19 protein-coding genes, 1 pseudogene and 1 riboswitch are annotated in these 20,110 nt (G+C 57.4%); of the genes and pseudogenes, 8 read left to right on the forward strand and 12 right to left on the reverse strand.

The annotated features are described in order from the left end of the window. The first annotated feature begins 174 nt into the window (after positions 1-174). From FEM41_RS01715 to FEM41_RS01725, 3 genes are all read left to right on the forward strand, one after another. Positions 175-756, forward strand: a complete 582-nt coding sequence (locus FEM41_RS01715) for an NAD(P)H-dependent oxidoreductase (RefSeq protein WP_138093835.1) — start codon at positions 175-177, stop codon at positions 754-756. 120 nt (positions 757-876) lie between these two features. Next, positions 877-1,191, forward strand: coding sequence for a putative quinol monooxygenase (locus FEM41_RS01720; protein ID WP_138093837.1), 315 nt, complete (start codon positions 877-879; stop codon positions 1,189-1,191). Between the two features lie 179 nt (positions 1,192-1,370). Beyond that, the gene (locus FEM41_RS01725) at positions 1,371-1,685 is read left to right on the forward strand and encodes a DUF2623 family protein (RefSeq protein WP_138093839.1); all 315 of its coding nucleotides are present in this window, start codon (positions 1,371-1,373) and stop codon (positions 1,683-1,685) included. 26 nt (positions 1,686-1,711) lie between these two features. On the opposite strand, the gene parE is transcribed toward FEM41_RS01725, so the two are convergent. The 5 genes from parE to nudF all read right to left on the reverse strand — a co-directional run bounded on the left by parE (position 1,712) and on the right by nudF (position 6,425). Next, a complete protein-coding gene (parE, locus tag FEM41_RS01730; protein ID WP_138099085.1) occupies positions 1,712-3,604 on the reverse strand; it encodes a DNA topoisomerase IV subunit B in 1,893 nt (630 codons plus the stop codon). 43 nt (positions 3,605-3,647) lie between these two features. Continuing rightward, positions 3,648-4,223 carry an esterase YqiA gene (gene yqiA / locus FEM41_RS01735; RefSeq protein ID WP_138093841.1) on the reverse strand — a complete coding sequence of 192 codons (576 nt, stop codon included), beginning with the start codon at positions 4,221-4,223 and terminating at the stop codon, positions 3,648-3,650. Beyond that, positions 4,223-5,050 carry a 3',5'-cyclic-AMP phosphodiesterase gene (gene cpdA, locus FEM41_RS01740; protein ID WP_138093843.1) on the reverse strand — a complete coding sequence of 276 codons (828 nt, stop codon included), beginning with the start codon at positions 5,048-5,050 and terminating at the stop codon, positions 4,223-4,225. The genes yqiA and cpdA overlap by 1 nt, the downstream gene beginning before the upstream one ends. Before the next feature lie 189 nt (positions 5,051-5,239). Beyond that, positions 5,240-5,665, reverse strand: coding sequence for a DUF1249 family protein (locus FEM41_RS01745; RefSeq protein ID WP_138099086.1), 426 nt, complete (start codon positions 5,663-5,665; stop codon positions 5,240-5,242). A 118-nt stretch (positions 5,666-5,783) separates the two neighbouring features. Continuing rightward, positions 5,784-6,425 (reverse strand): ADP-ribose diphosphatase, encoded by a 642-nt coding sequence (gene nudF, locus FEM41_RS01750; protein WP_138093845.1) that lies wholly within the window; start codon positions 6,423-6,425, stop codon positions 5,784-5,786. 208 nt (positions 6,426-6,633) lie between these two features. On the opposite strand from nudF, the gene tolC reads away from it, so the two are divergent. The 3 genes from tolC (at position 6,634) to FEM41_RS01765 (ending at position 10,114) form a co-directional block, all read left to right on the forward strand. Further along, on the forward strand, positions 6,634-8,121 hold the full coding sequence (gene tolC, locus FEM41_RS01755; RefSeq protein WP_138093847.1) for an outer membrane channel protein TolC: 1,488 nt from the start codon (positions 6,634-6,636) through the stop codon (positions 8,119-8,121). 160 nt (positions 8,122-8,281) lie between these two features. Further along, positions 8,282-8,950: a DUF1190 family protein gene (locus tag FEM41_RS01760; protein WP_138093849.1), complete on the forward strand. Its 669-nt coding sequence runs from the start codon at positions 8,282-8,284 to the stop codon at positions 8,948-8,950. A 3-nt stretch (positions 8,951-8,953) separates the two neighbouring features. Continuing rightward, positions 8,954-10,114: a glutathionylspermidine synthase family protein gene (locus tag FEM41_RS01765; RefSeq protein ID WP_138093851.1), complete on the forward strand. Its 1,161-nt coding sequence runs from the start codon at positions 8,954-8,956 to the stop codon at positions 10,112-10,114. A 36-nt stretch (positions 10,115-10,150) separates the two neighbouring features. On the opposite strand, the gene ygiD is transcribed toward FEM41_RS01765, so the two are convergent. Continuing rightward, entirely contained in the window at positions 10,151-10,942 is a 792-nt protein-coding gene (ygiD, locus tag FEM41_RS01770; protein WP_138093853.1) for a 4,5-DOPA-extradiol-dioxygenase, read from the reverse strand. Positions 10,943-11,139: 197 nt separating this feature from the next. On the opposite strand from ygiD, the gene zupT reads away from it, so the two are divergent. After that, complete coding sequence (zupT, locus tag FEM41_RS01775) at positions 11,140-11,907, forward strand: zinc transporter ZupT (protein WP_138093855.1); 768 nt, start codon at positions 11,140-11,142, stop codon at positions 11,905-11,907. A gap of 11 nt (positions 11,908-11,918) precedes the next feature. Here zupT and FEM41_RS01780 read toward each other — a convergent pair whose 3' ends face one another. The 3 genes and pseudogenes from FEM41_RS01780 to ribB all read right to left on the reverse strand — a co-directional run bounded on the left by FEM41_RS01780 (position 11,919) and on the right by ribB (position 13,349). Next, complete coding sequence (locus tag FEM41_RS01780) at positions 11,919-12,212, reverse strand: helix-turn-helix domain-containing protein (RefSeq protein WP_138093857.1); 294 nt, start codon at positions 12,210-12,212, stop codon at positions 11,919-11,921. Further along, positions 12,213-12,525, reverse strand: a pseudogene (locus FEM41_RS01785) (type II toxin-antitoxin system RelE/ParE family toxin). A gap of 170 nt (positions 12,526-12,695) precedes the next feature. Then, positions 12,696-13,349 (reverse strand): 3,4-dihydroxy-2-butanone-4-phosphate synthase, encoded by a 654-nt coding sequence (gene ribB, locus FEM41_RS01790; protein ID WP_138093859.1) that lies wholly within the window; start codon positions 13,347-13,349, stop codon positions 12,696-12,698. Between the two features lie 108 nt (positions 13,350-13,457). Continuing rightward, positions 13,458-13,619: riboswitch (FMN riboswitch) on the reverse strand. A 152-nt stretch (positions 13,620-13,771) separates the two neighbouring features. Between ribB and ubiK the strand changes: the two genes are divergently transcribed. Further along, positions 13,772-14,053: a ubiquinone biosynthesis accessory factor UbiK gene (gene ubiK, locus FEM41_RS01795; RefSeq protein ID WP_138093861.1), complete on the forward strand. Its 282-nt coding sequence runs from the start codon at positions 13,772-13,774 to the stop codon at positions 14,051-14,053. Between the two features lie 35 nt (positions 14,054-14,088). Here ubiK and hldE read toward each other — a convergent pair whose 3' ends face one another. From hldE to FEM41_RS01810, 3 genes are all read right to left on the reverse strand, one after another. Then, a complete protein-coding gene (hldE, locus tag FEM41_RS01800) occupies positions 14,089-15,525 on the reverse strand; it encodes a bifunctional D-glycero-beta-D-manno-heptose-7-phosphate kinase/D-glycero-beta-D-manno-heptose 1-phosphate adenylyltransferase HldE (RefSeq protein WP_138093863.1) in 1,437 nt (478 codons plus the stop codon). Between the two features lie 181 nt (positions 15,526-15,706). Continuing rightward, positions 15,707-18,544: a bifunctional [glutamate--ammonia ligase]-adenylyl-L-tyrosine phosphorylase/[glutamate--ammonia-ligase] adenylyltransferase gene (gene glnE, locus FEM41_RS01805; RefSeq protein WP_138093865.1), complete on the reverse strand. Its 2,838-nt coding sequence runs from the start codon at positions 18,542-18,544 to the stop codon at positions 15,707-15,709. An 18-nt stretch (positions 18,545-18,562) separates the two neighbouring features. Beyond that, entirely contained in the window at positions 18,563-19,864 is a 1,302-nt protein-coding gene (locus FEM41_RS01810; RefSeq protein WP_138093867.1) for a CYTH domain-containing protein, read from the reverse strand. Between the last annotated feature and the right edge of the window lie 246 nt (positions 19,865-20,110).

A 20,110-nucleotide genomic window follows, 5' to 3' on the forward strand; every position in this document is an offset into this window, starting at 1 on the left:
CTTTCCATGAGTGAAGCGGGACAATGGCGGTGATAATACAGTATCTCGCGCTCAGGGTCACAAGGAAGCCAGATTGTTGCTTAAAACGCAAAAGTCTTTGCCGATTTTGGCTGTTTTTCCGTGATTCATATCACTATATGATCGTTTTCAAACATGACAGTTCAGGAACAAATTATGAGCAACATTCTTATTATCAACGGGGCCAAAAAATTTGCCCATTCCAACGGCCAGCTTAACGATACCCTGACCGAGGTGGCAGACGGTTTCCTGCGCGATGCCGGTCACAACGTGAAAGTCAGCCGCGCCGATGCAGATTACGACATTAAAGCCGAAGTGGAGAAATTCCAGTGGGCTGACGTCATCATCTGGCAGATGCCTGGCTGGTGGATGGGCGCGCCCTGGACGGTGAAAAAATATATGGATGATGTCTTTACCGAAGGACACAGCACCCTGTACGCCAGCGATGGCCGCACTCGCTCCGATGCCTCGAAGAAATACGGTTCCGGCGGCCTGATGCAGGGCACCCGTTATATGCTCTCGCTGACCTGGAACGCCCCGATGGAAGCCTTTACCGACGAAGAGCAGTTCTTCCACGGCGTTGGAGTGGATGGCGTTTACCTACCGTTCCACAAGGCTAATCAGTTCCTCGGCATGGAAAGCCTGCCGACCTTTATCGCCAATGACGTCATCAAAATGCCCGATGTTCCACGTTATATCGCAGAATACCGCAAGCATCTGAGCGAAATTTTTGCTTAACTGTATCCCGGTATTCATTCCAACGTTGCAGTTGCCAGGCCGCCATAGCGCGGCCTGACGTGTGATGAATTCAGGATAAGAGCCTGTTTTGCAACACAGGCATTAAGGAGTTAATCAAACATGCTAACTATCATTGCCGACATCCGTACCCGCCCCGGCCAGCACCATCGCCAGGCGGTACTGGACGCCTTCAGGGAAATCATTCCGACCGTGCTGAAAGAGGACGGTTGTCACGGCTATGCGCCGCTGGTGGATACTCATGCCCAGGTCGATTTCCAGACCTGCGCGCCGGATTCCATCACCATGGTGGAAAAGTGGGAAAGCGTCGCTCATCTACAGGCCCACCTGCAGACTCCACACATGAAGGCCTGGTCTGAAAAGGTGAAAGAGGACGTGCTGGAAACCCGTATTCGCATCCTCGAAGAGGGCGTATAAGCCCTGCTGCAAACCAAAAGCGATGCCTGGCATCGCTTTTTCTCTTCCCGGTTTAGTCCGAAAGTTCCCCCTTCGCTCTTCGCTATAAAAAAGAGATGCCGCTCTTATTCTAAGGTAGATATATTCTCACACCTTCGTTATATATATAACTATACAGCGAATAAGGGGAGGCAACAGAGATGAAAAATGAATTTGCCAGGGGCGTTATGGACGGAATGAAGAGCCAACATCCCCAGGAGATTGCCGCTTTCACCGACTATCGGGCCGACTACAAACGCGGTTTTATTTTGGGTTACTGCCATCAGCTGGAACGGCGGTATGGTGAAATGGCGCTGGCAGCCTGGAAGGCGGGAATTCTAACCCGACGTTACGGGCTGGATCAGGCCCTGATGAGAGAATTTTTTACCGATTTTCGTTCAGAACGTCTGGTGCGCAGCTTTAATCGGGGCTATCAGGAAGCCGCAGCACTGCCTGCGCCAGGCGCTGCCGCATAATCGCGACAGCGCCCGCAGAACATGGCTTAGACGTCGATATCCGCCAGGTCGCCCTTCTCCTGCAACCAGTGGCGGCGATCTTCGGCGCGCTTCTTGGCCAGCAGCATATCCATCACTGCGCGGGTGCGCTCATCGTCATCGTCACTGATGGTTAGCTGCACCAGACGACGGGTGTTAGGATCGAGAGTGGTTTCCCGTAGCTGCATCGGGTTCATCTCACCCAACCCTTTAAAGCGCTGTACGCCCGGCTTACCGCGCTTACGCTTAAGCTGCTCCAGGATACCGGCTTTCTCCTCTTCATCCAGCGCATAATAAACCTCTTTCCCCAGGTCGATACGGTACAACGGCGGCATCGCCACATACACATGACCGCCCTTCACCAGCGCGCGGAAATGACGCACAAAGAGCGCGCACAGCAGCGTGGCGATGTGCAGACCGTCCGAGTCGGCGTCCGCCAGGATACAAACCTTGCCGTAGCGCAGTTGACTCAGATCCTCGCTGTCGGGATCGATGCCGATAGCCACCGAAATATCGTGCACCTCCTGAGAGGCCAACACTTCGTCGGAAGAGACTTCCCAGGTGTTCAGGATCTTACCCTTAAGCGGCATGATCGCCTGATATTCACGATCGCGCGCCTGCTTGGCAGAGCCGCCCGCCGAGTCCCCTTCCACCAGGAACAGTTCGGTACGGCTCAGGTCCTGCGCAGTGCAGTCTGCCAGCTTGCCTGGCAGCGCCGGGCCGCTGGTCAGCTTTTTACGCACCACTTTTTTGGCCGCACGCAGGCGGCGCTGGGCGCTGGAGATCGCCATTTCGGCCAGTTGCTCCGCAGCCTGGACGTTCTGGTTGAGCCATAACGAGAAAGCATCTTTCACTACGCCGGAAACAAAGGCCGCGCACTGGCGCGAAGAGAGACGCTCTTTGGTCTGACCGGCGAACTGCGGATCCTGCATTTTCACCGAAAGCACATAGGCGCAGCGTTCCCAGATATCCTCCGCGGTCAGCTTCACGCCGCGTGGCAGGATGTTGCGGTATTCGCAGAATTCGCGCATCGCGTCCAGCAGCCCTTGTCGCAGCCCGTTAACGTGGGTTCCCCCCTGCATGGTGGGAATCAGGTTCACGTAGCTTTCGGTCAGCAGCTCGCCCCCTTCCGGCAGCCAGAGCAGCGCCCAGTCCACCGCTTCGGTTTCGCCGTGGAAGTCACCGATAAAGGGCTGTTCCGGCAGAGTGATCAGGCCATTTACCGCTTCGCACAGATAGTCTTTCAGACCGTCCAGGTAACACCAGCGCTGTTCGGTTTGATTTACTTCGTCCTTAAAGACGATCTCCACGCCGGGGCACAGTACTGCCTTCGCTTTCAGCAGATGCGACAGGCGCGAAACGGAAAAACGCGGGCTGTCGAAGAACTGTTCGTCCGGCCAGAAGTGCACGCTGGTGCCGGTGTTGCGCTTGCCACAGGTACCAATCACTTCCAGATCCTGCACCTTATCGCCATTTTCAAACGCAATCCGCCATACCTGCGCATCGCGCTTCACGGTCACTTCCACCCGTTTTGACAGGGCGTTAACCACCGAGATCCCGACCCCGTGCAGGCCGCCAGAAAACTGGTAGTTCTTGTTGGAAAATTTGCCCCCGGCGTGCAGCCGACAGAGGATCAGCTCAACGGCCGGAACCCCCTCTTCCGGGTGAATATCCACCGGCATGCCGCGACCGTCGTCAATCACTTCCAGCGACTGGTCAGCATGCAGGATAACCTCCACGCGCTTTGCGTGGCCCGCCAGCGCTTCGTCCACGCTGTTATCGATAACCTCCTGACCCAGATGGTTAGGGCGAGTGGTATCGGTGTACATGCCCGGGCGGCGGCGCACAGGCTCCAGCCCGGTCAGTACCTCAATGGCATCTGCGTTATAGGATTGCGTCATGGTCTGTTCGTTCAGGTAGTCAAGCGTCGTGCTTTCCAGGAACTCAATGGAGCCCCAGAAAATCGACAATCTGTGTGAAATAACGCTCAAAGCCCACAAAAGCGTGGTTACCGCCCTCTTCCACGCTCTGGCGGCAGGCATCGTAATATGCCACGGCCTGGCGGTAATCCAGTACCTCATCACCGGTCTGCTGTAGCAGCCAGATGAGGTCCGGCGCCTCAAGCGGGTCGATCTGCATGACTTTAAGATCGTAAATATGGCGAGACTCTAGCACATATTGCTGCCCCGTCCACGGGTTCTCGTTATTCCCCAGGAAGTTAGTCAGCAGCTCGAACGGACGTACTGCCGGGTTGATCACCACGGCAGGCAACATAAAACACTGGGACAGCCAGGTGGCGTAATAACCGCCAAGGGAAGAGCCGACAAGGCCAAGATTTTCCCCTCCGTGGGCAAGAACCAGACTTTCCATGAGCTGTGCCGCCTCTTCGGGGTAAGGAGGCAGTTCAGGCACCAGCATCTCGATATCGGGATGCTGTTCCGCCAGCCACGCCGACAACGCCATCGCCTTGGCGGAATGCGGCGAACTGTTGAAGCCGTGCAAATAAAGCAGCTTAGCCATCAGTAGCCTTCTGACTCGGTATCCGGGCTGAAGTCCTGGGTCTCAAGACGGCAGACTTCGGTGGTGAGTGTACCGTCCGGCGCCAGCTCCAGCCATCGCCAGCCGGGGGGAATGGTATCCAGCGTAAAGTTGGCGCAGTGCGGCTTGAACTGTACGCAGGTGGAAGGCGTCGCCAGCAGACGACGACCGTTCCAGTCAAGATCCAGTTCCTGGTGAATATGGCCGCACAGTAGCGTCTTGACCCGCGGCCAGCGCGCCAGTACGTCGTCCAGCGCCGGAGAGTTGCGCAGGCTGTGTTGATCGAGCCAGCTACAGCCCGACGGCAAAGGATGATGGTGCAGCAGAAGCAGGGTATGGCGTTCCGGCGCCCTTGAGAGTTGACGCTCCAGCCATTCGAGCTGGTAGTCGCTGAGTTCGCCGTGGGGCACACCAAATACCTGGCTGTCCAGCAGCAGGATTTGCCAGGCATCACCAGCGTAAACCACCTTCGCAGGTGAAATACCCGCATCCTGCAACGCGCTGTACATTGCAGGCTGAAAATCGTGATTGCCGGGCAGCCAGACGCAGGGCACGGAAAAACCCGCAATACCATCAGCGAAGTGCTGGTAAGCCTGGGCGCTCTGATCCTGCGCCAGATCGCCGGTCGCCACAATCAGATCCCAGGAGTTCTGCCGGGCATGAATAGCCGCGACGACCGCCTGATAACTCTCCCAGGTATTTACCCCTAACAGGGTGCCGCTCTTGTCGGCAAACAGGTGAGTATCGGTAATTTGTAAAATCCTGATGCTGGCCCCACCGGCCACAGGAAGGTTTAACTGGCTTTCCAAATGGTGTCCTTCAGCTTTCACGACGCTAACATACCCGTCATACTTCAGGCCGCATACTCGTTGGCACTGTCCTCATACCCAGGACCTGCCCTTTCAGGGTTGCTACCAGCAGCGTTATCTCCGCGCCCCCCCTGATATAAGGTAGTGAATCACCTTAACCACATCGCTGCCCCAATATCCCCAAACCCGTTAGGGTAACACCGGCACCGCCATCGCTCCATGTGCCAGGCAGTAACGTAACCAGTCAGCAAGGAACTGATTAATCTGATGCTTTTCGTCGCGTTGGTGCAACCTGTTATTAGGATAATCATAACGTGCTTTAAAGCGGAAGATCTGCTGACTCGAACACACTTCCGCGACCATGGCGTCATGATACAGTCGCACCGTCATCGATGGCAGGCTCCAGTAACTGACCGCCGGCCACGTCTGATCGATTTCCACCAGCGTAGTGTAGCGGGTGGATTCAAGAATCGTTATCCGATATTGCGCATCCTTTACCCGGTAGCTAACGGTCTCGCCAGGCGAGTCCTGGCGCGGGAGCAGGCGCCGCAGCTGAGCGAAGTTGGTTTCGTTCAGCCTCATCATTTCCGGAAAATCAGGCACATAGCGCTTCATACCTGGGGGTAACCTCTTTTTGTATAGCCGCATTGCCGCCCCCTGTCGGTAACAGTGGGCTAACAGCGCGGAAAACTCAACGTCACTGCTGAAGCGACCGTCGCGATATCGCGCACGATTAATGCGCACCGCTATTCCAGTCGGCTTTCAGCGTCTCGTGGTGCAGTTGCAACCACTGCAAGGCAATGATCGAAGCTGCGTTATCGATAACTCCCTCATTGACCCATTGATAAGCCTGCTCCCGACTTACCACATGGACGCGAATATCCTCATTTTCTTCCGCCAGGCCGTGAATACCTTTCGCCGTGGAAGCGTCCACTTCGCCGACCAGCACCGACAGACGTTCACTGGTTCCGCCCGGACTTGCCAGATAGCTCATCACCGAACGCACCTGGCCGACGCTTAATCCGGCTTCTTCCTGCGCCTCGCGGCGGGCCACGTCTTCATGACTTTCACCCTCTTCGATCATACCCGCCACCAGTTCCAGTAGCCATGGACTGTCACTGGTGTCATATGCGGCGATGCGAATTTGTTCGATCAACACCACTTCATCACGCACAGGGTCATAGGGTAGCAAGACCACGGCATGACCGCGCTCAAAAATTTCACGCGCAATCTCTTCGCTCATACCGCCGCTGAACAAGCGATGACGGAAACGGTACCTCTTTAACGAAAAAAAGCCGCTGTATGCCGTTTCGCGTGCAATAATTTCTACATCGTTTTTACCAAAAGAGACTGCCGGTTTTGTCGGTTTACTCATGATGTCGTCCGCATGTAATGGTGGTTAAATGATCGTTTTGCAACCGGATAGCTACCGTTTCCGCCATGCTATGGTAGATTGACGGGTATTAGTGACCGATGGCACATTACGCCAAGCCCGTCCGCAGGCGGGCTCTGTTAGAATCTGCGATCATTTTCGGCACTTGTCAGCGCTAACAAAAAATTCAGCTTCACAACAAGGAATGCAAATGAAGAAACTGCTCCCCATTCTTATCGGCCTGAGTCTGACAGGATTCAGCGCCATGAGCCAGGCTGAAAACCTGCTTCAGGTTTATCAGCAGGCTCGTCTGAGTAACCCGGACCTGCGTAAATCCGCCGCTGACCGTGACGCAGCGTTCGAGAAGATCAATGAAGCACGCAGCCCGCTGCTGCCTCAGCTTGGTCTGGGTGCGGATTATAGCTACAACTCCGGGTACCGTGACAACAACGGCGTTAACTATAACTCGACCAGCGCGTCGCTTCAGTTAACCCAGGTAATTTTCGATATGTCGAAATGGCGTTCGCTGACGCTGCAGGAAAAAACCGCTGGTATACAGGATGTGACCTGGCAGGTTGACCAGCAGGAGCTGATCCTCAATACCGCCACCGCCTACTTTAAAGTACTGAGCGCCATCGATTCGCTCTCCTACATTGAAGCAGAGAAAAAGGCGATCTATCGCCAGTTGGATCAGACTACCCAGCGGTTTAATGTGGGCCTGGTGGCAATTACCGACGTACAGAACGCCCGTGCTCAGTACGACAGCGTACTGGCTAACGAAGTGACGGCCCGTAACGATCTGGACAACGCGCTGGAAGATCTGCGCCAGATCACCGGTAATTTCTACCCGGAACTGGCATCGCTGAATGTCGATCGCTTTAGCTCCGCGAAGCCCGATACGGTCAATAATCTGCTGAAGGAAGCGGAAAAACGTAACCTGTCGCTGCTGCAGGCACGTCTGAACCAGGATCTGGCCCGCGAGCAGATCCGCTACTACCAGGCCGGCCATATGCCGACTGTCGATCTGAATGCCTCTTCCAGCGTATCCGATCAGGACTACAATGCCAAAGGTCGTCAGCTTGGCGGTAATAACTCTCATACAGGTCAGAACCAGATCGGTCTGAGCTTCAACCTGCCGCTGTATAGCGGCGGCGCGGTCACCTCCCAGGTGAAACAGGCGCAGTACGCCTTTGTGGGCGCCAGCGAGCAGTTGGAAGGCGCACACCGCAGCATGGTGCAGACCGTTCGTTCCTCCTGGAACAACGTGAATGCCTCTATCAGCAACGTGAAGGCCTATGAGCAACTGGTTGTCTCTTCCCAGAGCTCTCTGGATGCCATGGAAGCCGGCTATTCGGTGGGTACCCGTACCATCGTCGATGTGCTGGATGCCACCACCACGCTGTATAACGCCAAGCAGCAGCTGTCCAACGCGCGTTATAACTACCTGATTAACCAGTTGAACATCAAGTATGCGCTCGGCACCCTGAACGAACAGGATCTGCAGACGCTGAACAATACGCTGGGTAAACCGGTTGCTACCAGCCCCCAGAGCCTGGCGCCGGATAATCAGCAGCAGAACGCCTATGCCGACGGTTACAATACCGCCAGCGCAAGCGCCTCTGCGCCCGCCGCGCAGCCAGTTGCCCGCCCGGCGACGGCCACCAACAGTACCAGCGGTCGCAACCCGTTCCGCAACTAGTACTGATACAGGGGCGCCGCACGGCGCCCCTGTTACGTAAGGCAACGTAAAGATCCCGTCTCCGCTCACTCCTCACGCTGCTTGCGCTTTAAATTCAACCAGTCATCCTCTATCCTTTAGCCCACAATATTGTGTATACCTCGGGATTCAGGAAGACAGGATGAAACGGACAAAAACAATTAATCACGCCGCTTTCCGTAAGAACTGGCGTGCGCGCCATTTAACGCCGGTCGCACTGGCCGTCGGCGCGGTCTTTATGCTGGCTGGCTGCGAGCAGAGCGATGAAACTGTCTCGCTCTATCAGAACGCCGATCAGTGTGCACAGGCCAATCCCGGCAAGAACGCCGAATGCACCACGGCTTATAACAATGCCGTGAAGGAAGCCGAACGTACCGCGCCTAAATATGCCACTCGCGAAGACTGCGTGGCGGAATTTGGCGAAAACCAGTGTCAGCAGACCCCAGCTCAGGCCTCTATGGCTGGCAGTGGTGAAAATCAGGCCGAAGCACAGTCCAGCGGCAGTTTCTGGATGCCGCTGATGGCGGGCTACATGATGGGCCGAATGATGAGCGGCGGCGCAGCCCAACAGCCGCTGTTCTCTTCCCGTAACCCGGCCAGCCCGGCCTATGGCCAGTACACCGACGCCAGTGGTAAAAATTACGGCGCTGCGCGCCCCGGCCGCACTATGACGGTACCGAAAACTGCCATGGCGCCGAAACCGGCCACCACCTCCACCATTACCCGCGGCGGCTTTGGTGAATCCGTGGCGAAGCAGTCCGCAATGCAGCGTAGCGCGACCGGCACCTCCAGCCGCTCCATGGGCGGCTGATCCATGGAAAGAGTCGCCATTAGCGAGCGCCCGGACTGGCGCGAGAAAGCCACCGAGTACGGCTTCAACTTTCACACCATGCACGGCGAGCCCTACTGGAGCGAAGAGGCATACTACCGATTGACGCTGGCTCAGGTCGAAAAGCTGGAAGAGGTCACCGCAGAGCTGCACCAGATGTGTCTGCAGGTTGCGGAGCGGGTTGTGGCAAGCGATGCGCTAATGGATCGCTTCCGCATTCCAAAGCACGTGCGCGAATTTGTCCGCCAGTCCTGGAACAGTCGCCAGCCTTCGCTCTATTCGCGTCTGGATCTGGCCTGGGACGGCACCGGCGAACCCAAACTGCTGGAAAACAACGCCGACACGCCAACCTCGCTGTACGAAGCCGCCTTCTTTCAGTGGATCTGGCTGGAGGATCAGATCGCGGCCGGTAACCTGCCGGCTGACAGCGATCAATTCAATAGCCTGCAAGAGAAGCTAATTGAACGCTTTGCACAGCTTAAAGCCCAGCACGGCTTTAACCTGCTTCACTTCACCTGCTGTCGCGACACGATCGAGGATCGCGGCACCGTGCAGTATCTTCAGGATTGCGCCAACGAAGCCGACGTTGCCAGCGAGTTTCTCTATATCGAAGACATCGGTCTGGGAGAAAAGGGCCAGTTTACGGATATGCAGGATCAGGTGATCGGTAACCTGTTCAAGCTCTATCCGTGGGAATTTATGCTGCGTGAGATGTTCTCTACCAAGCTGGAAGACGCTGGCGTTCGCTGGCTGGAACCTGCCTGGAAGAGCATTCTGTCCAATAAAGCGCTGCTGCCGATGCTCTGGGAAATGTTCCCCAATCACCCGAACCTGCTACCGGCGTACTTCGCCGACGAGGATCATCCGGAACTGGAAAAATACGTGGTGAAACCGATCTTTTCCCGAGAAGGCGCCAACGTGCGCATTATCGAGAAAGGCCAGGAGATAGCCCGGGTGGACGGCCCCTACGGGGAAGAAGGCTATATTATCCAGCAGTTCCAGCCGCTACCGAAGTTTGGCGATAGCTACACCCTGATCGGCAGCTGGCTGGTGGACTCTCAACCCGCCGGAATCGGCATCCGTGAAGACAGAGAGCTGATCACCCAGGATCTGTCGCGCTTCTATCCTCACAGCTTTACCGGCTAGTAAGCCCTGGTGCCGGAGGAGGAGAGTCCTCCGGCGCTATTCGCCTATCTGTACCGACAGCATACTCAAAGACCCCATCTCCATGCCTTCTATCGGTAGCGTCACCGGCTCTTCGCCGTTCCAGGCCCCCAAAATATAGAGCAGCGGCAGGAAATGTTCCGGCGTCGGGTTCGCCAGCGCGCCCCCTTCATGTTCCAGATAATGCGCCAGCGGGTGCTGAGCCGCGGGTCCGCGCCAGGTCAGGTTCTGTTTGACAAACTGGTTAAAAGATTCGGCCCAGGGATAAGCCGTTTCCCCCTCCTGACGGCGCGCCATCCGCAGGTTATGCACCACGTTGCCGCTGGCCACCAGCAGAATCCCCTGCTCGCGCAGGCCCGCCAGTCGTTTCCCCATCTCCAGATGCCATTCCGGAGGCTGAGTAGCATCGATACTTAGCTGCACCACCGGTATATCCGCTGCGGGGTACATCTTAATCAACACGCCCCAACTGCCGTGGTCGAAACCCCAGGCTTCTTCATCAAGCATGACGGGAACCGGCGCCAGCCGCGCCGCAATCTCACGCGCCAGAGCCGGACTACCGGGAGCCGGATATTGAGTATCGTACAGCGCCTGCGGGAAACCGCCGAAATCATGAATGGTGCGTGGCTGTTCCATGGCTGTCACCCCCGTACCACGGGTGTACCAGTGGGCGGAGATCGCCACAATAGCTTTGGGACGCGGCAATATCTCTGCCAGTTGACGCCAGCAGCGAGTATATTGGTTATCTTCCAGCACGTTCATCGGGCTGCCGTGGCCAAGAAAAAGTGCCGGCATTGGGCGAATCGTCATAAACAGACATCCTGAAAATGGTAAGGTTGTTATTAACACCTTACCCATTTTCGGCCAGTGAAGATGCCGGAGAAGCGTGATGGAGACTGTCAGGAAATTTGAATGTAAGCGTTCTGTAAAACACCGGCCGCGGTGTCGCTTTTTGTGCGGCCTCCCGATAATATGAATAAGAATCATTATCATCAAGGAGCTTTGAGATGTCTGCCCCTCTGATCCTGACCCTGCTGGCGGGTGGCGCTACCTTCATTGGCGCTTTCTTCGGCGTGATCGGCCAGAAGCCTTCCAATCGGGTACTGGCTTTTTCACTCGGCTTCGCCGCCGGAATTATGCTGTTAATATCCCTGATGGAGATGCTGCCAGCCGCGCTGGATACGCCGGGAATGTCGCCGGTTATCGGCTACGGCATGTTTATGCTGGGGCTGCTGGGCTACTTTGCGCTGGATCGCACCCTGCCCCACGCCCATCCTCAGGATCTGCTCGACGGCACCCTCAAGAAGCGCAACCTTAAACGCACCGCGCTGCTGCTGACCTTGGGCATCAGCCTGCACAACTTTCCCGAAGGTATCGCCACCTTTGTGACCGCCAGCAGCGATCTGGAACTGGGCGCGGGCATCGCTCTGGCCGTGGCGCTGCATAATATTCCTGAGGGATTAGCGGTGGCTGGCCCGGTCTATGCCGCCACGGGGTCGCGGCGTAAGGCTATTTTCTGGTCAGGCATTTCGGGCTGCGCCGAAATTCTGGGCGGGGTACTGGCCTGGCTTATCCTCGGCAGCCTGGTCTCACCGGTGGTGATGGCCGCGATTATGGCCGCCGTGGCCGGTATTATGGTGGCGCTGTCGGTAGATGAACTGATGCCGCTGGCCAAAGAGATCGATCCGCATAACAACCCAAGCTATGGCGTGCTGTGCGGTATGTCGGTCATGGGATTCAGCCTGACGCTGTTACAGAGCACCGGCATCAGCTGAATTCAGGATGATTATTCGGCAGCCAGCGCCAGAAGCACATGTTCAGGGTCCCGCTCAATGGCACGCAGCAATGCCCGGGCGGGGCCAGTCGGCTCACGTCTTCCCTGTTCCCAGTTCCGTAAGGTACCGATATTGACGGAGATAAGCCGGGCAAAACCACTTTGCGATAAGCCGGTCGCCTGACGTATTTTTTTCACCTGTACCGCAGCCACCATAGCTTCCCGGGAAGGGCATGCCTTTCCTTCCAGGATATCATTCATCTGAGCCATGCTTTCAGTTAACCGATTGAATAATTTCTCGTCCATTTACCACCTCTCATTCATGGCCCGTAAAATTTGCTTCTCTTTTGCGCTCAGATCGTCTTTTACGCCTTTCTTATAAATCAACAGTAGCCGAATTTGTAAATCACTCACTTTATAGTAATAAATAATCCGCACACCACCCCGTCGCCCCTTACCGCCACAGGCCCAGCGTACTTTCCGTAGTCCGCCTGTATCCTGAATCACTTCACCTGAATGTCGGGTTGTCCGCCAGGTACTGCTGAAACCGACGATACTCATCATCGCTCAGCAGTATCTGAACATCCTCGGTAAAGACAGGCGTCTCAATAAATAACATCGATGTGCGTCCGTGGCGTATGTTATTGCCGTAGTGTATCCGGCACAGCGAATGTACGTCAATGACGCATGATGGGAGATTAAAGAGGACAAAGAAAAACAGCTTCCGGAGATGGAAGCTGTTTTTAGCGCCACCACGCTTTCGGGCAACGTAATCAATAACAACGCAGGTTAGCTGGCCTTGCGCTCATGTTCCCGGCGGTATGCCACCAGATCTTCGATAGTGACCACGGCCATATTGTGCTGGCGGGCAAAGGCTACACACTCCGGCGCGCGCGCCATAGAGCCATCATCATTGGTCAGTTCACACAGCACGCCTGACGGCTTCAGGCCTGCCAGGGTCACCAGATCGATGGTCGCCTCAGTATGGCCGCCGCGAGTCAGCACTCCGCCTTCGCGAGCGCGCAGCGGGAACACATGGCCCGGGCGATGAAGATCGGAGGGTTTGGCGTTATCGGCAGTGGCGGCGCGTACCGTGGTCAGACGGTCGGCGGCGGAAACCCCGGTCGTTACGCCTTCGGCAGCTTCGATGGTCACGGTGAACCCCGTACCATAGGCGCTGGTGTTATTTTCCACCATCATAGGCAGATCAAGCTGCTGACGACGCTCTTCGGTCAGGCACAGGCAGACAATACCGCTACCGTGACGGATGGTCAGCGCCATCTGCTCCACGGTCATATTTTCAGCGGCAAAGATCATATCGCCTTCGTTTTCGCGATCTTCATCATCCAGCACCATCGCGCCACGCCCTTCGCGCAGTGCGGCCAGTGCATTTTCGACACGCTGGAAAGGAGTGCCAAATTCGGAAAGCAGAGTCTGATTCATGGTAAGTTAACCTCATTAAAATTATGGATTACCAGAACCAGGGCTGTCTTAGGAGTGTGCCGAAAAATCGGCAATACAATAACGTGAGCGGGTAGCGCCCGACAGAATCGTTATCCTCTCCCATCCGGACTTTAACCGTCGGCTCCGGAATTACACCGGATCTGCTAACCTCCGGATGGTATCCGGAGTGCTCGCGGGCTTTCAGTCATCCTGCTGGATTCGAACTGATTTACCGCCGGTGGGGAATTTCGCCCCGCCCTGAGAATAAGCAGGATCACTATAACGCTAATTACCGTACCCGGCAACGACGTTTCGGGATCGCGGTTTGCGGTTAATGGCGAAAGCATGATTATTGGTTTATCCGCCGCGCATCAGGCATTACAATTAACGCAATACACCTTATTTACCTCAGGGAAACCGCTATGATTGACCCGAAAAAAATTGAACAGATCGCCCGCCAGGTCCATGAGTCGATGCCGAAAGGGATTCGCGAATTCGGGGAAGATGTGGAAAAGAAAATCCGTCAGGTCCTGCAGTCACAGCTGAATCGCCTGGATTTGGTCAGCCGCGAAGAGTTTGATGTGCAGACTCAGGTACTGCTGCGTACCCGCGAGAAACTGACCGCGCTGGAGCAGCGCCTGAATGAGCTGGAAAACAAGGATAAGGCGCCTGCCGCCGACGACCAGCAGGCGCCTCAGGCCTGAATCTATAAGCGGGAGGAGCGCCTCCCGCCATTAGCTTATTCGCCTTTTGCGTCCTGCTGAATCCGGCGAATGATGTTGGTTGTGGAACAGCCATCTTCGAAGTTCAGAACCTTCACTTCACCGCCGTTAGCCCACACCTCTTTACTGCCCGCAATCTCTTCCGGCTTGTAATCGCCGCCTTTCACCAGCAGATCCGGCAGGATCTCCGCGATCAGGCGCTGCGGGGTATCCTCTTCAAAAGGCACCACCCAGTCTACCGCCTCCAGCGCGGCCAGAACGTCCATTCGCTGATCCTGCGGGTTCACCGGGCGGCTGTCGCCTTTCAGACTACGGGTGGAGGCATCGCTGTTCACCGCCACAATCAGCCGATCCCCCAGCTTACGGGCATTGGCCAGATAGGAAACATGGCCGGCGTGCAGAATGTCGAACACGCCGTTGGTCATCACCACCTTCTCGCCGCGCTTGCGGGCATCGGCAACGGCATGTTTCAGCCCCGCTTCGCTCATGACGCCGAATCCGGTTTCCGAACGACCACGCACCGCGTTTTCCAGTTCGACCGGTGATACGGTGGAGGTGCCCAGCTTGCCGACCACGACGCCCGCCGCCGCATTGGCGAAGAAGCAGGCCTCTTCCAGCGAGTTCCCTGCCGCAAGTGTCGCCGCCAGCACGCCGATAACCGTATCTCCGGCGCCGGTCACGTCATACACTTCCTGCGCCTGGGTTGGCAGATGCAGCGGCGCCTTACCAGGCTGCAGCAGCGTCATGCCCTGCTCGGAGCGAGTCACCAGCAGCGCTGAAAGCTCAAAATCGCTGATAAGCTTCATGCCCCGTTCGACGATCTCCTCCACGCTGCGGCACTTACCTGTCACCGCTTCAAATTCAGAGAGATTCGGCGTCAGTAGCGTCGCCCCGCGATAACGTTCAAAATCGGCCCCTTTCGGGTCGATCAGCACCGGAACCCCTGCCTTACGCGCCAGCTGAATCATCTGCTGAACGCTGCACAGCGCCCCTTTGGCGTAGTCGGACAGCACCAGCGCGCCAATCTGCGGCAGCGCCTGATTGATGCGTTCATGCATCGGCTCGGCGTCCACCCCTTCGAATCCCTCTTCAAAATCCAGACGGATCAGTTGCTGGTTGCGCGACAGCACCCGCAGTTTGGTAATGGTGGGATGGGTCGGAACCGAGACGAAATCACACTTCACATTAACATCGGCCAGCGCTTTGCTCAGAGCGCGGGCCGCGTCGTCGATCCCCGTCAGACCCACCAGCCGCGAAGAAGCGCCAAGCGAGGCAATGTTCATCGCCACGTTGGCCGCGCCGCCGGGGCGCTCTTCAATCGTATTCACCTTCACCACCGGGACCGGGGCCTCCGGGGATATACGGCTGGTGGGGCCATACCAGTAGCGATCCAGCATGACATCCCCAACCACCATGACGCCTGCGCGTGTGAATTCGGGCAGCGTTACTTTCATTTCTGACTCTCCAGCGAGAAACTTCGAATCTGGCGCGATAATAGCATATACCCTAAATAATTCGAGTTGCAGGAAGGCGGCAAGCGAGTGAATCCCCGGGAGCATAGCCGTACTATGTGACCGGGGTGAGCGAGCGTAGCCAACGCATCTGCAGCTTGAAGTATGACGGGTATTTACACCATCAGGCCCCCAACCACCTCTGCCAGCAGGCAGCAACCTGCGCCCGTTCGCGTTCGAAAAGCGCAGGCTCCACGTGGCCGGGCAACTCCTGCAACGCCAGGTGATGCAGCTCGTCGCGCAGATGCGTATATGCATTGGTCAGCGCCTGCGCCTCTTCCTGCTCCATGACCCCGCTTCTGGCCAGCAGCTCCAGAATTCGCACGTTGTCGGACCAGCGCGTTAACAGCGGCTGGGTATGGGCATGGGCCAGTACCAGGTACTGAGTGATAAATTCGATATCGGTGATACCGCCTTCATCGGCTTTGATATCGAAGCGGCCCCGATGCTTATTGCCCAGATGAGCGCGCATTTTTTCCCGCATGTTGCGTACTTCTTCACGCAGGGCGGCGGGATCGCGCGGCTTTTCCAGCACCTGACGGCGGATCGCGTCGAAACCGCCAGCCAGGGTAGAGTCGCTCCAGACCGTTCTGGCGCGCACCAGCGCCTGATGTTCCCAGGTCCAGGCCTCGTTCTGCTGGTAGTCGCTAAAAGCGTCCAGGGGAGTGACCAGCATGCCCGCCGATCCGGAAGGCCGCAGCCTGGCGTCCACCTCGTACAGCACGCCGGATGAGGTACGGGTGCTGAACAGATGCATCACGCGCTGAGCCAGTCGCAGGTAGAACTGACGCCCGTCGATCTCCCGCTCGCCATCGGTCATCACCGTCGCCGGGCAGTCGTGCAGAAACACCAGATCGAGATCGGAGCCGTAGCCCAGTTCCCAGCCGCCCAGCTTGCCATACCCCACCACCGCAAAGCCACGCCCATCGCGATCGCGCAGGTGGGTGGGCTGACCATAGCGTGCCACCATCTGATTCCAGGCCATACGCACCACTGAATCGATCATCGCCTCGGCCAGCCAGGTTAGATGATCGCTCACCTTCATGACCGGCAGCGTGCCGGCGATATCGGCGGCAGCCACCCGCAGTAGCTGAGCCTGCTTAAACTGGCGCAGCGCTTCGAGCTGCTGCTCTTCATCCTCTTCCGGTACCCGCAGCAGATACTGACGCAGCTCGTCGCGATAGGCGTCGGTGGCGGTGGGTTGATAGAGGGTGTTGGGATCCAGCAGTTCGTCGAGCAACAGCGGGTAGCGCCCCAGCTTGTTGGCCACCATCGGCGATGCGGCACACAGCCGAATCAGATGCTTCAGGGCGCCGGGAAACTCGGTCAGCAGCTCCAGATAGGTGGTACGCGAAACGATGCCGCTCAATAGCGGCGTGATGCGCGCCAGGGTCGGCGCCGCATCATCGCGCACGCAGATCTCGCTTAACAGGCGCGGCATCAGCTGATCCAGCACCTGACGCCCCCGTGGGCCGATGGTACGCTTATCCGTTTCGCGCCGGAAACCTGCCAGTTGCTCAAGCAACTGATGACGCGCCTCTTCGCTCAGATGCGCCAGCTCCGGCATGCCGTCATCGGCGTCCAGCGCATCCAACCACAGCCCACGCCAGCACTCGGCCACCGTCTCTTCTTCGCCATTAGGTTCATCATCGCCAATCAGCGCATCGAAAATACGGCGTACCGCAGCCATATGCAGTTCCAGACGGGCGTGCAGGGTCTGCCAGTCATCCATGCCCATCCCCCAGGCCAGACGGGCGCGATTCAGCGCATCCTGCGGCAGGGTCTGGGTCTGCTCATCGTTGATACTCTGTAACAGGTTTTCAAGACGCCGCAGGAACAGGTAGGCTTCGCGCAGCGCTTCAACGCTTGCAGGCTCCAGCAGATGTAGGCAGCCAATGGCCGTCAGGGTGGGCAACAGGGAACGCTGCTGCAACTGCGGCTCCCGACCGCCGCGAATCAACTGGAAAACCTGGGCGATAAACTCAATCTCACGGATGCCGCCCGCCCCCAGTTTGATGTTATCGGTCAGGCCACGGCGCCGCACTTCACGGGCGATCATCCCCTTCATGCTGCGCAGGGATTGGATCACGCTAAAGTCGATATATCGCCGGAATACGAAGGGCCGCAGCATGGCACGCAGCTCCTGGCTGGCGGAATCGTCACGATCGCCCATCACCCGGGCCTTCACCATGGCATAGCGCTCCCAGTCGCGCCCCTGCTCCTGGTAGTAATCCTCCAGCGCCGCGAAGCTTAGTACCAGCGGGCCACTGTCGCCAAAGGGGCGCAGCCGCATATCCACCCGGTAGACAAAGCCATCCGCCGTAGGTTGATCCAACGCTTTAATCAAACGCTGCCCCATACGGGTAAAAAACTGGGCGTTATCCAGCTCCCGCCGACCGCCCTGAGTCACGCCGCCTTCCGGCCAGGCAAAGATCAGATCGATATCCGACGAGAAGTTAAGCTCGCCGCCCCCCAGTTTCCCCATGCCCAGCACCAGCAGCGGCTGAGGCTCGCCACTGGCGTTGCAGGGCGTTCCCCACTCCCGGCAGCAGGCGGCGTACAGCCACTCGCGGGCGCTGACAATCAGGCATTCCGCCAGTTCGCTCAACTGGGTCAGGGTTTGCTCAGTGCTGGCGTGATGCAGAATCTGGCTCCAGGCGATGCGGGTCAGTATCCGGCGCCGAAAACGGCGCAGCTCGCGCATCAGCCCGGCTTCGTCTTCCACACCCGCAAGCCCGGCGGCCAGCCAGTCGCCATATTCCCGCCACTCATCGGGCCGGGGCGGCGACTGCTGTAGCTCAGCCAGTAGCGGCGGTTCCGCCATCAGGCTGTTAAACAGAAAGTCACTAAAAATCAGCGCTCCCCGGGTCTCTTCGTTAAGAGATTCGGGATCGATATCCTGAGGGAAAAGCGCCGTCAGAGTCTGCCAGTGTTGCTGCAAAATGGGGGAAAGCGGCGTCATAACGTGGTCCTTGTCCGGTTAGTGTTGCCCGCTATGGTTCCAGAACGGCGCCTGAGCCAGCGCCTGTCTGCGTGTGTGTTCAATATCGCCCACCCGACCGTGGGAGATGGCATCCGCCAGCGCCTGCCAGCTCCCCACCCACGGCTGCCAGCGAACTTCTTTATAGCCGCCAGCCAATATTCGAGCCATATCCAGGCAGCGCTCCAGGCGAAGTAACTGCTCACCAGCCTGTTCGTTTCCGCTACGGGAAAAAGCCGTTTTCAGCTCCGCCGCCAGCCGGGAGAAGTGGGTATCCGCAAAGCGCTTGAAGGAGCCGTCCAGCTTATTGCGCATTTTGGTATCCAGCCAGGGGCGCCAGCCGCGGGTCGCCAGCCACTCGGTTAGCGCCAGCTGGGCGCTGCTGCTCTTCAGACTCCAGGGCAGAGATGTATCCAGCGGCCGTGCCGCCAGCGCTTCTTCCAGCTGACTTAACTTGTCACGTAAGTGGGTACTTGCTTTTCTTGGGATCGCGCCGCCAAACAGCGCCAGGGTATGACGCACCAGCGCAACGCTATGTAACACCTGACGCGCCGCGCCGTCGTGACCCCGAGCCCACAGCTCTTCGTGATACTGCCAGTGGCAAAGCGCCAGCGTCAGCGCTGCTTCCAGCCCCTGCTCAAGGCTGGCCTTCGGTAGCCATGCCATCCCCGGCAGTTCGCGCACCTCGCGCAGGGCATTCCCGCGCGCCAGGTGGTAACCCCGGGCCGCTTTGCTCAGGCTTCCCTGACGTAAACCCTCACGCAATAGCTTTTCACGGGCCAGGCTCAGTACGTCCTCCACTCGCCCCTCCAGCAGTTCCAGTTCCAGCTCGCACAGCGGTTCCTGATGCTCGCCAGCGACGATATCGCCCTGATCGAGTGCAACCTCAATGCGGCTTTCCCCGTAAGTGACCACCCACTTTTCACGCTGAAAATCGGTGCGGAATAACGGCTCCAGCATTTCTGACAGCGCATCAACATTCAGCCCCTGGGGCCACATCTCCGTCGGGAAGCGCGCCAGTTCCAGTTCGGGGCTTTCCAGCGCCACATTATACTCCGGGCGCTGATGCAGGCCGCCAATGGTCTGCCCCGCCGTCTTCATGGTCATCTCATAACGCCCATTGTCGCCGCGCACCCGCAGTCCCATATCGTGGCGACGCAGCTGTAAATCCGGGGTTTCATAATAGATATTCAATAGATTACGAGCGCTGGCGTGTTCACCTTCCAGCGTATCCAGCGCCGTGCGCAGCGGCGCCAGTGCATCCTGATGAACGATAAATTTTAATTCGATTTCCTGGGACATAATCTGTTCCGTCACCCTGCTGTTAGTCGCTGGCAAAATACCTGCGAACTTGTGATTCAATTACTTGTCTTTTAGAAAGGCTGCATTCCGTCATTATACATGGCAGGATACAGCCTGACATTTTGCGCCAAATTGCCGCGTTATGCGCGATTTGACGGGCGTAAAACCTGAGGCGGTGACAGCGGTCGCGGGGCAAACACACCAGGATAATTCTCATTCAGGTTTGTCATCCGCCTCGTCAGACTG

Origin of the sequence: Jejubacter calystegiae (assembly GCF_005671395.1) — a bacterium.
GTDB lineage: Bacteria > Pseudomonadota > Gammaproteobacteria > Enterobacterales > Enterobacteriaceae > Jejubacter > Jejubacter calystegiae.

What these genes read in the sequence shown, in the direction of transcription:
- ribB (WP_138093859.1), bottom strand. Translation starts at nt 13,349, where the DNA reads ATGAATCAGACTCTGCTTTCCGAATTTGGCACTCCTTTCCAGCGTGTC.
- parE (WP_138099085.1), bottom strand. Translation starts at nt 3,604, where the DNA reads ATGACGCAATCCTATAACGCAGATGCCATTGAGGTACTGACCGGGCTG.
- FEM41_RS01760 (WP_138093849.1), top strand. Translation starts at nt 8,282, where the DNA reads ATGAAACGGACAAAAACAATTAATCACGCCGCTTTCCGTAAGAACTGG.
- nudF (WP_138093845.1), bottom strand. Translation starts at nt 6,425, where the DNA reads ATGAGTAAACCGACAAAACCGGCAGTCTCTTTTGGTAAAAACGATGTA.
- ubiK (WP_138093861.1), top strand. Translation starts at nt 13,772, where the DNA reads ATGATTGACCCGAAAAAAATTGAACAGATCGCCCGCCAGGTCCATGAG.
- zupT (WP_138093855.1), top strand. Translation starts at nt 11,140, where the DNA reads ATGTCTGCCCCTCTGATCCTGACCCTGCTGGCGGGTGGCGCTACCTTC.
- FEM41_RS01725 (WP_138093839.1), top strand. Translation starts at nt 1,371, where the DNA reads ATGAAAAATGAATTTGCCAGGGGCGTTATGGACGGAATGAAGAGCCAA.
- FEM41_RS01720 (WP_138093837.1), top strand. Translation starts at nt 877, where the DNA reads ATGCTAACTATCATTGCCGACATCCGTACCCGCCCCGGCCAGCACCAT.
- FEM41_RS01745 (WP_138099086.1), bottom strand. Translation starts at nt 5,665, where the DNA reads ATGAAGCGCTATGTGCCTGATTTTCCGGAAATGATGAGGCTGAACGAA.
- FEM41_RS01715 (WP_138093835.1), top strand. Translation starts at nt 175, where the DNA reads ATGAGCAACATTCTTATTATCAACGGGGCCAAAAAATTTGCCCATTCC.
- FEM41_RS01810 (WP_138093867.1), bottom strand. Translation starts at nt 19,864, where the DNA reads ATGTCCCAGGAAATCGAATTAAAATTTATCGTTCATCAGGATGCACTG.
- FEM41_RS01780 (WP_138093857.1), bottom strand. Translation starts at nt 12,212, where the DNA reads ATGGACGAGAAATTATTCAATCGGTTAACTGAAAGCATGGCTCAGATG.
- FEM41_RS01765 (WP_138093851.1), top strand. Translation starts at nt 8,954, where the DNA reads ATGGAAAGAGTCGCCATTAGCGAGCGCCCGGACTGGCGCGAGAAAGCC.
- tolC (WP_138093847.1), top strand. Translation starts at nt 6,634, where the DNA reads ATGAAGAAACTGCTCCCCATTCTTATCGGCCTGAGTCTGACAGGATTC.
- yqiA (WP_138093841.1), bottom strand. Translation starts at nt 4,223, where the DNA reads ATGGCTAAGCTGCTTTATTTGCACGGCTTCAACAGTTCGCCGCATTCC.
- glnE (WP_138093865.1), bottom strand. Translation starts at nt 18,544, where the DNA reads ATGACGCCGCTTTCCCCCATTTTGCAGCAACACTGGCAGACTCTGACG.
- ygiD (WP_138093853.1), bottom strand. Translation starts at nt 10,942, where the DNA reads ATGACGATTCGCCCAATGCCGGCACTTTTTCTTGGCCACGGCAGCCCG.
- hldE (WP_138093863.1), bottom strand. Translation starts at nt 15,525, where the DNA reads ATGAAAGTAACGCTGCCCGAATTCACACGCGCAGGCGTCATGGTGGTT.